The sequence below is a fragment of the Kitasatospora sp. P5_F3 genome (genome assembly GCF_054049135.1).
In genome coordinates this window covers 40,127-51,477 of record NZ_JBFUMY010000021.1, presented here as the reverse complement: position 1 = coordinate 51,477, position 11,351 = coordinate 40,127, and the positions used below count along the sequence as shown (strand labels likewise).

General features: G+C 71.2%; 10 protein-coding genes and 1 pseudogene. All 11 read right to left on the bottom strand.

Annotation, left to right across the window (positions count from 1 at the left end; all coding sequences use genetic code 11):
• Positions 1 to 455 (bottom strand): annotated as a pseudogene (locus ACXJMZ_RS15665) (PE-PGRS family protein); the annotation flags it as partial.
• Between the two features lie 199 nt (positions 456 to 654).
• Complete coding sequence (locus ACXJMZ_RS15660) at positions 655 to 1,038, bottom strand: WXG100 family type VII secretion target (protein WP_457030639.1); 384 nt, start codon at positions 1,036 to 1,038, stop codon at positions 655 to 657.
• A 298-nt stretch (positions 1,039 to 1,336) separates the two neighbouring features.
• Positions 1,337 to 2,626: a glycosyltransferase family 39 protein gene (locus ACXJMZ_RS15655; RefSeq protein WP_457030638.1), complete on the bottom strand. Its 1,290-nt coding sequence runs from the start codon at positions 2,624 to 2,626 to the stop codon at positions 1,337 to 1,339.
• Between the two features lie 152 nt (positions 2,627 to 2,778).
• On the bottom strand, positions 2,779 to 3,966 hold the full coding sequence (locus ACXJMZ_RS15650; protein WP_457030637.1) for an ROK family protein: 1,188 nt from the start codon (positions 3,964 to 3,966) through the stop codon (positions 2,779 to 2,781).
• A 73-nt stretch (positions 3,967 to 4,039) separates the two neighbouring features.
• Entirely contained in the window at positions 4,040 to 4,810 is a 771-nt protein-coding gene (locus ACXJMZ_RS15645; RefSeq protein ID WP_457030636.1) for an NAD-dependent epimerase/dehydratase family protein, read from the bottom strand.
• Positions 4,811 to 4,815: 5 nt separating this feature from the next.
• On the bottom strand, positions 4,816 to 5,955 hold the full coding sequence (locus ACXJMZ_RS15640) for a hypothetical protein (protein ID WP_457030635.1): 1,140 nt from the start codon (positions 5,953 to 5,955) through the stop codon (positions 4,816 to 4,818).
• Positions 5,949 to 7,205, bottom strand: a complete 1,257-nt coding sequence (locus tag ACXJMZ_RS15635) for a glucarate dehydratase family protein (protein WP_457030643.1) — start codon at positions 7,203 to 7,205, stop codon at positions 5,949 to 5,951. The genes ACXJMZ_RS15640 and ACXJMZ_RS15635 overlap by 7 nt, the downstream gene beginning before the upstream one ends.
• Complete coding sequence (locus ACXJMZ_RS15630) at positions 7,205 to 8,128, bottom strand: 5-dehydro-4-deoxyglucarate dehydratase (protein ID WP_457030634.1); 924 nt, start codon at positions 8,126 to 8,128, stop codon at positions 7,205 to 7,207. The genes ACXJMZ_RS15635 and ACXJMZ_RS15630 overlap by 1 nt, the downstream gene beginning before the upstream one ends.
• Before the next feature lie 31 nt (positions 8,129 to 8,159).
• Entirely contained in the window at positions 8,160 to 9,014 is an 855-nt protein-coding gene (locus tag ACXJMZ_RS15625) for a carbohydrate ABC transporter permease (RefSeq protein ID WP_457030633.1), read from the bottom strand.
• Entirely contained in the window at positions 9,011 to 9,928 is a 918-nt protein-coding gene (locus tag ACXJMZ_RS15620; RefSeq protein WP_457030632.1) for a carbohydrate ABC transporter permease, read from the bottom strand. The genes ACXJMZ_RS15625 and ACXJMZ_RS15620 overlap by 4 nt, the downstream gene beginning before the upstream one ends.
• On the bottom strand, positions 9,928 to 11,256 hold the full coding sequence (locus ACXJMZ_RS15615; protein WP_457030631.1) for a sugar ABC transporter substrate-binding protein: 1,329 nt from the start codon (positions 11,254 to 11,256) through the stop codon (positions 9,928 to 9,930). The genes ACXJMZ_RS15620 and ACXJMZ_RS15615 overlap by 1 nt, the downstream gene beginning before the upstream one ends.
• Positions 11,257 to 11,351: the final 95 nt, after the last annotated feature.

Sequence of the window (11,351 nt, the reverse complement as noted above, 5' to 3'; positions counted from 1 at the left end):
GAGTTCTTCACCGCGGTGACGAACTCCTCCGCCCCCGCCTTCCCCGTCCGCCCCAGGTCGAAGCCGTCCTGCGCACCGAAGCCCTGGTTGACGGTCTGCGCGATCAGGTCACTGATCATCGCCTGCACCGCCGAGACCACCGGCTCCTTCAACGTCTCCAGGATCGCCTCCACCAGCGCRTCCCGAAGCTCCTTCAACAACCGCCGCACGATCATCTTCGTCGCCTGCACCGCACCCGCGGCACCCAACTCCGACAACCCCAACGTGAACGGCGCAGCCGCCTGCGCAGCGATGATCTCCACCGCCAGSAGCACCAACTGCGCGATCACCGCGATCTTGCACGCGATCACGATCATCGCCGCCGCRTCGAACGCCGCCGCGATCAGCCGCGACGCCGTCGCCGCRTCCGCCAGATACCCGTCACTGCCMCCGGCGGAGAACTTCTCCCACGCCACACCTGCGCGGACTCCATGAGCTTGTCCTCGTCCGCCTTCGGCCAGTCGAAGCCGAGCATCTCCAGGACCCACTCAACACTGTCCGGCAACATCAGCGACACTTCGTCAAACCCCCAGTAATGACGACCACTTCACGGCAACACGGAACCCAGCAAGAACGGCAGACGCCGAACGACGAACCCTCAGATCAGACGAACCCTCAGATCACCTGCGGCCGGTGCAACGCACCGATCCGGCCCCCGACCATCCCCTGCGAACCCTCCATCGTCCGGAACGAACCATCCGTCGCCGACTCGTTCGCCTCGTGACTGGCCGCCATACCCTGCAACTTCTGCCCGATCTCCCCGATCCGCGTCCCCAAAGAAGCCATCGACTCCTTCATCCCGTCCCGCAGACCCTCGTACACAACACCGAACTTCTCACCCAAGTCGTCGTCACCCCACGGCGGAGTATCACCCTTCTCCAGGGCCTCCAACTTCGCCGACAAATCCTTCACAGCAGCCGAGAAATCGTCACCGACCGCCGCCATACTCTTCCCCTCAGCCCGAAGACTGACCGGGTCCACCACGATCTGCTGCGACATCAAATCCCCCTGCTGCGACCAGAGCTGTCCCCTTGCTCGGCATCCCCGGCGCCAACTGAATGAGCAGCAACAGCATCGCCCATCTCATCATATGAGCGGTGGATTAGCTGTCCTCATAGCGTATCGACCTTGCAACAAGGCCAACACATCACGAACCGGCAGTGCTCGTCCTGGCCCCGGGCCGGGTGCGGGCGTGGGGGTGGGTGGCACCGGGTCGTTCGGAGGGAACGTCATGGCAGACTCCCGCTGGTGGTCTCGCCGGGCGCCTACCCGGCTCGGACCAGCTCACACAGCCGGCTTACGGGATGCCGAGCTCGAACAGCACGTACCCCGCGTACCACCCGCTGGCCACTGCCGTGACGCCGAACACGGCGACCAGCGAAGGCAGCGACACCCGCCGGAGGGCGACCGCGATCGGCAGGAAGAGCGGGAAGCAGGGCAGCAGGTAGCGGGAGGTGTTGCCGAAGATCTGGGCGCTGCCGAGCACCAGCACGACCGTGATCAGGGTGAAGACCAGCAGGAAGACCGGCACCCGCAGGCGGATCAGCAGGAACAGCAGGATCGGCAGCAGCACCACCAGCCCCAGCGCGATCATGTCCTCGGTCGGGTACGTGAAGGCGTACCCGCCCCGGCCGAGCAGGATGGTGCGCAGCACGTTGAAGGTGTGCTCGCCGTAGTCGAAGAAGTGCAGCCAGCCGCCCTTCTGGAGCTTGAAGTAGGCGCTCCAGTCGCCCATCCGCCAGTTCGCCCAGGCCAGGTAGCCGAAGATGCCGAGCGGGGCGATCAGGACGGCGGAGACCGGTCCGATCCAGCCGTCCTTGCGCCGGTACAGCGCGATCAGGGCGGCCACGCCGAGGGCGGCCACCAGGGCGGCGGCGGTGGGCCGGTTGAGACCGGCCATGAAGACGGTGACGCCGGCCGCCMGCCAGCGGCGCTCCAGCACGAAGTAGCAGGACCAGGCGGCCAGCGCGACGAAGAGCGAGTCGGAGTAGACCGCCCACTCGACGCCGGAGCCGGGGAAGACGGCCCAGACGGCGGCGGCGATCAGGCCCGTCCGCCGGTCGAACAGTCTGGCGGTCAGGGCGTAGATCCCGGCCGCGGCGACGAACGAGGCGACCACCGAGACCAGCATGCCCGCGCCGTAGGAGCCGAGGCCGGTGACGCTGGAGACCAGCTTCACCATGCCGGGGTAGAGCGGGAAGAAGGCGACCGAGTTCTGCTCGAACTCGAAGGGCGGCGGGCCGATCTTCACCAGCCGGGGGTCGTAGCCGTTCTCGGCGACCTGCCGGTACCACCAGCCGTCCCAGCCGGCCACCACGTCCCAGGGCCGCGCGCCACCGCCGAACCGGGGGTTCTTGGTCAGGTACTCTCCGGACCAGGTGAGCAGCCACATGAAGACGGTGAACCCGGTCAGCTTCAGCAGACCGAACAGGGCCAGCGCGGGGCCGTACTCCTCGGAGACACGGCGGAACCACTCACGGAGCGACTCCCGGGGGCGGTCCCCCGGCTCGGCCGGGCCCTTCCCGGAGTCCGGGTGCTCGTCCAGGTCGTCCAGCTCGGCCGGCTCGGTGCCGGGGATCGCGGTCAAGGGTCCTGGTCTCCTGACTGGCTGTGCGGCGGGGCGCGTGGCGTCGTGTCGGGCTCGTCAAACTTTCGGAAGCGTACGCCATCGACCGGAGGTCCAGACCAGTCCGGCGGCGGACCCGGGCGGTATCCGACCTACCCCCGGCAGGGGCTGGGTCACGAGGCCGTCCGCCGCTCGAACACCTCCGGCCGGGCGGTGTCCAGCGCCGTCGCGMCGGCGCCGAGCAGCACCGCCTCGTGGCCGAGCCGGCTCGGTACAAGCTTCGGCCGCAGCGGGGTGAGACCGTGCAGCGCCCGCTCCACCGGCTCCAGCAGCAGGTCGGCGCTGCAGCCGATGCCGCCGCCGAGCACCACCAGGTCGGGGTCGAGCACCGCCGAGACCAGCGCGACGGCGTACGCGAGGCGTTCGGCCTCGACCCGCACCACCTCGAGGGCGGCGGGCACCCCGTCCCGGGCCGCCTCGAAGACCTGTTCCGCCGTCAGCGAGCCGGACAGGCCGAGCTCCTGGGCCGAACGCACCACCGCCTCGGCGCAGACGGTCTCCTCCAGGGTGGCCCGCTGCCCCGGCGCCGGGAGCGTACCGATCTCGCCGGCCGCGCCGTGCGCTCCGGCCAGCAGTTCGCCGTCCTTGACCACGCCGACCCCGAGGCCGGTGCCGACCAGCAGGTAGACGAAGACCCGGCCGCCCGCGCCGGCCCCGAAGGCGTACTCGCCCAGGGCGGCCAGGTTGGCGTCGTTGCCGACGGTGACGGTGGTGGCCAGGCCCTCGGCGATCCGGTCCAGCAGCCCGGGCCGCCCCCAGCCCGGCAGGTTCCCGGCGTAGCGGACGCTGCGCCGCTGCTCGTCCCAGACCCCCGGTGTGCCGACCACCGCGTGCACGATCCGGTCCGCCGTGAGTCCGGCCTCGGCGGTGGCCTCCTGGGCCGCCGCCACCACCGCGTCGGCCACCTCGTCCGCCGAGCGGCCGTGGTTGGGTACGTCCCGACGGGCGATCAGCTCTCCGGTCAGGTCCGCGACCGCGACCCTGAGTCGGCCCCGGCCGATGTCCACACCGAGCACGTGACCGGCCGCCGGATCCGGCTCGTAGAGCACGGCGGTCCGGCCGCGTTCGGGGGCGAAGAGGCCCGCCTCCCGGACCAGCCCGCCCTGCTCCAGAGTCGCCAGTGCCGCCGACACGGTGGGCTTGGACAGCCCGGTGTCCCGGGCCAGTTGGGCCCGGGAGGAGGGGCCGTCGGTACGCAGCCGTTCCAGCAGCAGCCACTCGTTGTTGCTGCGCAGCCGTTGCCGGTTCCACGGCTGGGCAGCGGCCTGCCCGCCCGGTCCGACGGGCAACTGGCGGCTCATGGCTTCCTCCGGTCCTGATCATTTCGATGCAGGACTAGGAAGTTACCTCACGCCCGGTCGGGCGACCGTCGGATCAGAGCGTGGTGAACCAGCCTCCGAGCAGTCGGGCGTCGGCGCTGTCGGGGTCGAGCGGCGGCAGTTGGCCCGCGTACGCCTCGGCGTCGTCCTGCGGCTGGTAGCCGAGCTTCCGGGCGCCGGAGAGATCCCACCAGGCGCGGGTGTTGGCGCTGATGCCGTTGACGACGGTGTGGCCGACGTCGGGTGCGGTGAGCGCGGCGTGCACCAGCCGGGCGCAGTCGGCGGGGCTGAGCCAGGTGGCGAGCGCGCGGGCCGAGCGGGGCTCGGGGAAGCAGGAGCCGATCCGGATCGACACCGTCTGCACGCCGTACTTGTCGGCATACAGCGAGGCGAGGCCCTCGCCGAAGACCTTGGACAGGCCGTAGTAGGTGTCCGGCCGGCTGGGGATGTCGGTACCGATCAGCTCGGACGAGTCGAGCGAGGGGTCGAGCGGGGTGTAGCCCACCGCGTGGTTGCTGCTCGCGTAGACCACCCGCCCGACGCCCTCGGCCCGGACGGCCTCGTACAGCTCGTAGCTGCCCTGGATGTTGGCGCCGAGGATGTTGGCGAAGCTGTCCTCCACCGAGATCCCGCCCAGGTGGACCACCGCGTCCACACCGCGCACGGCCTCCCGCACCGCCGCACCGTCCCGCAGGTCGAACACCAGCGAATCGGTGTCCGAAATCGGCCGCAGATCGGCGAGCCGCAGGGTGTGCCCGTAGCCGGGCAGCAGCTCGCGCAGCATCGTACCGACGCCACCGGCGGCTCCGGTCAGCAGAATGTGCATGAACGTCAACTCCTCTGTACGGCCGGGTGGTCACGGAACTCCTTGGCCAGTGCGGCCAGCAGCGGCTGCTGCCGGGCGGGCAGCAGGCCGAGGTGGTACAGGCTGAGCCGTTCGGCGCCCGCCGCCCGCAACCGCCGGACGTGGGCCGACAGTTCGGCCGGGTCGGCCGGGGGCAGCACGGTCACGTACGCGTCGACCGGGCGGCCGGACTCGGCCGCGCTGCGGACCAGGTCGGCACTGGCAGGGGTGGTCGGCCAGCACGGCACCAGCAGCGCGTCCACCTCGGCGGACGCGGCCGGGGTCAGGCCGGGCGACGGGCCGGTGGCCCAGGGGTCGGGGTGGGCGTGCAGGGTGACGGGCACTCCCGGAAGCAACTGCCGCACTGCCGACAGTACTTCACGGCGCAGCAGATCCGCCGACAGCTGCCGGGCCGCGAGCAGGGCGGCGGCGAGCGGCGCCGGCAGCCACTCGTCCCGCTCCACCGCGGCCCGCAGCCGCCCGGTCACGTCCCCGATGTCTCCCCAGCTCTGCCGGCAGCCGGAACAGCAGCACACCGACAGCGCCCGCAGCGCGGTCGGCGAGTACGCGCCGTCGGTCTTCTCGTGGCAGCCGAAGTGGCTCGCGCCCAGCTGCCCCGCCGACTCCAGCGAGACGCCGCGCAGCGCCCCGCCGGGCAGCCCGCGCAGCGCCTCGACGGCGAGCGTGACGCAGTGCTCCCGGACCTCGGGGCGGCTCGGGCAGAGCGCGTACGGGTAGCGCTCGCCGTAGCAGTTGAGCACCGTCAACTCCGGTGCCATCAGGCCGAGTCGACTGTTGTGCGCGAGCACCACCCAGGCGTTCACCGGGATGCCGGCCGCCGTCAGCGCCGCGATCGCCTCGCCGGCCGGATCGGGCTCGGTCAGCCAGTCCGGGGCGAGCGGCGCCAGCCGCCGCCCGGCCCAGGCCGACGGCCGGACCGGCCGGTAGAGCGCGGCGTACCGGGCGTCCACCAGCCGCCGGTGCGGGTGCTGCGGGGTGGCGGCCCGGGTGGAGTGGTAACTGACGGCGAGCGTCACGGCGTCCAGGCCGGCCTCCGACACCCGGCCGGCGAAGGCCGGGTCGCCGAGCACGTCCCACGGGAAGGCGTGGGCGGAGACGGTCACCACTTCGGCCGCCGCTTCTCGAAGGTCGGGTCGATGCTGCGCAGGTACGCGGTGTCGTCGCGCTCCCGGATGCCGCAGCGCAGGTAGTTCTCGTGCAGCCGGGCCAGCGCGTCGGGGTCGAGCCGGACGCCCAGGCCGGGGGCGTCGGGCACCCGGACGGCGCCGTCGACGATCCGCAGCGGTTCGGCGAGCACGTCCTCGCCGTACTGCCAGGGGGTGTGGGTGTCGGCGGCGTAGGTGAGTTCGGGCAGGGCGGCGCCGAGGTGGGTCATCGCGGCCAGACTGATGCCGAGGTGGCTGTTGGAGTGCATCGAGACCCCGACGCCCCAGGTGCGGCAGGTGGCGGCGAGTTCGGCCGAGCGGCGCAGCCCGCCCCAGTAGTGATGGTCGGCGAGCAGCACGCCCACCGCGCGCTGCCCGAAGCCCTCGGGCAGGTCGGCGGGGCTGACCACGCACATGTTGGTGGCCAGCGGCATCGCCGCGCCGCGGGCCACCTCGGCCATCCCGGGGATGCCGGGGGTGGGGTCCTCCAGGTACTCCAGCAGCCCGTCGGTCTCGGCCGCGACCCGGAGCGAAGTGGGCACCGTCCAGGCGGCGTTGGGGTCGATCCGGAGCGGGTGGGCGGGGAAGGCGGCGCGCAGTGCGTGGATCGCCTCGACCTCCTGCTCCGGCGGGAACACTCCACCCTTGAGCTTGATCGAGCCGAAGCCGTACCGCTCGACCAGCTGCCTGGCCTGGGCCACGACCCCGTCCGGGTCCAGCGCCGCGCCGTACTCGTCCTCGGCCGCGCCCGGGTGGCCCGCCCACTTGTAGAACAGATAGGCGGAGTACGGTACTTCGTCCCTGACCCGGCCGCCGAGCAGATCCACCACCGGGCGTCCGACGATCTGCCCCTGCAGGTCCAGGCAGGCCACCTCGAACGGGCTGAGCACCCGAAGCGCGGTCTTCTGCGGGGTGGAGCCACCGGTCAGGCCGTGCTTGTCCGGGGCGTCGGTATCACCGAGCACGGCCCGGATCCGGCGCAGCAGCCCGTTGGTGTCGAACGGGTCGAGCCCGGTCAGCGTCGGGGCGACCGCGCGCAGCAGCGCCAGGTGCGGCGCGTCCCCGTAGGTCTCCCCCAGACCCACCAGGCCGTCGCCGCACCGCAGTTCGACCACCGCCCGGAGGGCCCAGGGCTGGTGCGCCCCGGCCGAGTTGAGCAGCGGCGGGTCGGCGAAGGCGAGCGGTGTGATCACCACTTCCCGGATACGCATCATTCCGCCACGGTAGCCAGGGCGGCCCGGCCGCGCGCCAGAATGCGGCCCAGTTCCCGGACGTGTTCCGGCGAGGCGTCCACCAGCGGCGGCCGGACACTTCCCACCGCCAGACCGGCCAGCCGGGCCCCGGCCTTGACCAGCGCGACCGCGTACCCGGGGACCCGGTCGCGGAGCGCGACCAGCGGCAGGTAGAACTCGGCCAGCAGCAGCCAGACGGTGTCGTGGTCACCCCGCTCGACCGCCCGGTGGAAGGCGGTGGCCAGGTCGGGGGCGAAGCAGAGCACCGCCGAGGAGTAGCACTCCACGCCGATCGCCCGGTAGGCCTGGACCGAGAGTTCGGCGGTCGGCAGCCCGTTCAGGAAGCCGAACTCGGCGGCCCTGGGGTGTCCGCTGGTGCGGACGGCGGTGACCAGCCGGAGCATCGCGTCCACGTCGCCCCGGCCGTCCTTGATGCCGGTCACGGTCGGCAGATCGAGCAGCGCCAGGGCGGCGGCCTCGTCGAGTACGGCGTTGGCGCGCTGGTAGACCACCACCGGCAGGCCGGTCGCCGAGGCGACGTAGCGGACGTGCTCGACCAACCCGCCCGGAGTGGAGGTGACCAGGTAGGGCGGCAGCAGCAGCAGTCCGTCCGCACCGCACTCGGCGGCGACGAGGGCGAAGTCCCGGGCCATCCGAGGGCCGCCGCCGCAGCCTGCCACCACCGGCAGCCGGCCGTCGGCGACCCGGACCGCGGTGGCCACCAGGTCGCGGTACTCGTCCAGTGCCAGAGCGGTGAACTCGCCGGTGCCGCAGGCCACGAAGAGCGCGGCGGGCCCGGCGGCGACCTGCTGCTCCAGATGCTCGGCGAAGACCGCCAGGTCCACCTTGTCGTCGTCGGTGAACGGGGTCAGTGGAAACGACAGAAGGCCGTGCAGGCGCATGAAATCTCCTGATGAGAAAGGTGATTGAGGGTTAGCCCTTGACCGCGCCGGAGGTGAGCCCGCGCATGAACTGCCGCTGCATCGCCAGGAAGGCCAGCACACTCGGCAGCAGGGCGAGCAGCGCGGAGGCCAGCAGCACGCCGACGCCGACCTGTTCGTCGGCGCGCAGGGTGCGCAGCGCGAGCGGCAGGGTGAACTGCCTGGCGTCGGTGGCGACCAGCAGCGGCAGCATGTACTGGTCCCAGATCATGGTGAAGCCGAAGATGCCGATCACGCCGAGCGCGGGCTTGCACAGCGGCAGCACCACCGACCAGAAGATCCGCAGGTCACCGGCGCCGTCCAGCCGGGCGGCCTCCTCCAGCTCGAGCGGGATCTCCTTCATGAACTCGGCGGTCACCAGGATCGAGAACGCCCAGGCACCGACCGGGACGATCATGCCCCATAGGCTGCCGGTCAGCGAGAGGTCGGAGAGCACCAGCGAGAGCGGGATCGCCAGCACCTCCTCCGGAAGCATCATGGTGGACAGGATCAGCAGCAGCACCAGCCGCATCCCCGGGAACCGCTTACGGGCCAGTGCGTAGCCGGCCGAGATGCTCACCCCGACCTGGAGCAGCAGCCCACCACCCACCACCAGAAAGGAGTTGAGCAGGTAGCGCAGCACGTCCCGGTCGAAGGCGGCCCGGAAGTTGGCCAGCGTGAAGTCGGTCGGCAGCAGGGTGAGCGAGGTCGGGTCGCTGACCGGGCTGAACGCGCTGACCAGCAGAGCGAGCAGCGGGCCGGCGAAGACCAGTACCAGCAGCCCGTAGAGCACCAGCTTGCCGATCAGGGCGAGCGGACCGTTCCGGGTCTCCAGGCCCAGGGCGGTGTCGAGTTGACGGTTCTTCATGTCCCGGCCTTTCCGGAGTGCACGGCCCGGGCCCGGCCGAGCCTGACCAGCAGAGTGAGCAGCACCGAGACGCCGAGCAGCACCATCGACCCGGCCGCCGCCACGCCCAACTCCCCGCGCTCCAGCCCGAGTCGGTAGATCAGGGTCATCAGCACCTCGGTCGAGCCGTTCGGCCCGCCGTTGGTGAGCAGGAAGATCTCGGTGAAGACCCGCAGGCTGCGGATGGCCGCCAGGGTGAACAGGATGACGAAGGCCGGCCGCAGCGCGGGCAGCGTCACGTGCCAGACCCGCCGCCACACCCCCGCACCGTCGGCGGCGGCGGCCTCGTAGAGGGTGCGGTCCACCCCGGCGAGCGCGGCCAGGAAGATCATCATGTCGTACGGCGCACCGCGCCAGACCCCGACCGTCATGACCGACCAGAGCGCGCTGTCCGGGCTGTTGAGGAACTGCGAGGGCCCCACCCCGACCCAGCTCAACAGGCCGTTCACCATGCCGTCGGGCGCCGGGTAGTAGAGGATCCGCCAGACCTCGGCGACCACCGCCATCGCGGTGACGGTCGGCAGGAAGACCGCGGTGCGGACGATCCACAGCCGCCGCGCGGTGCCCTCCAGCACCAGCGCGAGGGCCAGACCGAGCAGCACCGAGCCGCCGGTCTGGCCGACCGCCAGCAGCAGGGTGTGCCAGATCGCGCTGAGGAACGCCTCGTCGGTGACCACCTGTTGGTAGTTGGCCCCGCCGACCCAGCGGTCCCCCAGGTAGGGCCGCACCTCGTGGAAACTCATCTCGACCGCCCGCCACATCGGCAGGAACTTGAAGAGCGCGAAGAGCACCAGCGCCGGGGCCAGGAACAGCCAGGGAGTGAGCCGGCCCCGGCGGTTGAGCCGGCTCCACCCGCCCGAGGGCCTCAGCCACATCAGGAGCCGGCCCCCTGCTTCGTCAGCTCTGCGGCGAAGGTGCCCGCCAGCTTGGTGAGCACCGCCTTGGGGTCGGAGCCGCAGTCGGCCACCATGCCGTTCAGCGCCTCGGCGGAGGCCTGCCGGAACGGGGTCCACTCCTTCACCACCGGCGCGTACCGGCCGGCCTCCCGGTAGACCTTGTCGAAGACCAGCCAGCGCTGGTCCTTGCGGACGGTCGCCAGGTCCACGCCCTTGTTGACGGGCAGTCGGACCACGTTGCCGTCGGTGTCACCCGCCATCCCGATGGTCTGCCCCTCGGCGGAGACCAGGAACTCGGCGTACTTCTGCTGCCCGGAGCGGTTCTTCGAACCGGCCATCAGGTAAGCGTTCTCCCCCTCGGCCAGCGAGACGCTCCGGCCACCCGGACCGGCGGGCAGCGCGATCACCTCGTACTTGTCCTTGCCGAGACTCTTGTCGAACCGCGCCATGTTGTACGGGCCGGTGAAGTAGATGCCGCCCTTGCCGGTCTCGAACAGCGGGTGCGCCTGGGTGGTCTCGGCGGTGGCCGCGCCCGGCACCACGCTCTTCGCGGTGCAGAACTGGTCCTTGAGCCGCTGCGCCGCCAGCACCGAGGCCGGGTCGGCGATCGCGGGCGTCTTCCCGTCCTTGGCGAAGTAGTCGCCACCCGCCGACCACAGGAAGCTGGAGAAGTACCAGTCCAGGTAGCCGCGCTTGGTGGAGCCGGGGACCACGTAGCCGTAGCTGTCGGCCTTGCCGTTGCCGTCCGGATCCCGGGTGGTGAACGCGCCTGCCAGCGCGTCGAGTTCGTCCCAGCTGGTGGGCTGCGGCAGACCGAGCTTCTCCCGCCAGTCCTTGCGGATGAAGAGCCCGAAGGTCTGCGCCGAGAACGGGACGCCGTAGTACTTGCCGTCGGTCCCCTTGGCCGCGTCCCAGGACGCGGGTATCAGCTGGTCGCCGCCCTTGGTGGCCGACCGGTCGACCTCGCGGACCAGGCCCTGCTTGACCAGGGTGCCGAGCTGGGCGGTGTCGTTGACGATCAGGTCCGGCAGCTTCTTCTGCGCCGCGGCCTGCTGCAGCTTGGTCTCGAAGTCGTCGAACAGCGCGGTGACGTGGACCGGCACGCCGGTCAACTCGGTGAACTTCGCGGCCAGTTGCTGGTGGGTCTTCTCGGTGTTGGAGCCCGGGGGCTTGCGCACCCAGATCTCCAGCGGCGACTTGTCGTCGGTGGCGCCCGGGCTGTCGCCGGAGCCGCACGCGGTCAGGGTGGAGAGGGCCACGGCGGCGGCCAGAACGGCCGCAAGGGTGGCTGCGGATCTGCGGAGCATCGAAGTCCTGTCTACGTATATGGACAGAATCTGAGAGTGTGGCAGCGCTGCAAGGGAAAGTTAGCGTCCGTTACTATGGCGGTCAACACTCCTGC

What these genes read in the sequence shown, in the direction of transcription:
- ACXJMZ_RS15660 (WP_457030639.1), bottom strand. Translation starts at nt 1,038, where the DNA reads ATGTCGCAGCAGATCGTGGTGGACCCGGTCAGTCTTCGGGCTGAGGGG.
- ACXJMZ_RS15625 (WP_457030633.1), bottom strand. Translation starts at nt 9,014, where the DNA reads ATGAAGAACCGTCAACTCGACACCGCCCTGGGCCTGGAGACCCGGAAC.
- ACXJMZ_RS15635 (WP_457030643.1), bottom strand. Translation starts at nt 7,205, where the DNA reads ATGCGTATCCGGGAAGTGGTGATCACACCGCTCGCCTTCGCCGACCCG.
- ACXJMZ_RS15615 (WP_457030631.1), bottom strand. Translation starts at nt 11,256, where the DNA reads ATGCTCCGCAGATCCGCAGCCACCCTTGCGGCCGTTCTGGCCGCCGCC.
- ACXJMZ_RS15620 (WP_457030632.1), bottom strand. Translation starts at nt 9,928, where the DNA reads ATGTGGCTGAGGCCCTCGGGCGGGTGGAGCCGGCTCAACCGCCGGGGC.
- ACXJMZ_RS15630 (WP_457030634.1), bottom strand. Translation starts at nt 8,128, where the DNA reads ATGCGCCTGCACGGCCTTCTGTCGTTTCCACTGACCCCGTTCACCGAC.
- ACXJMZ_RS15645 (WP_457030636.1), bottom strand. Translation starts at nt 4,810, where the DNA reads ATGCACATTCTGCTGACCGGAGCCGCCGGTGGCGTCGGTACGATGCTG.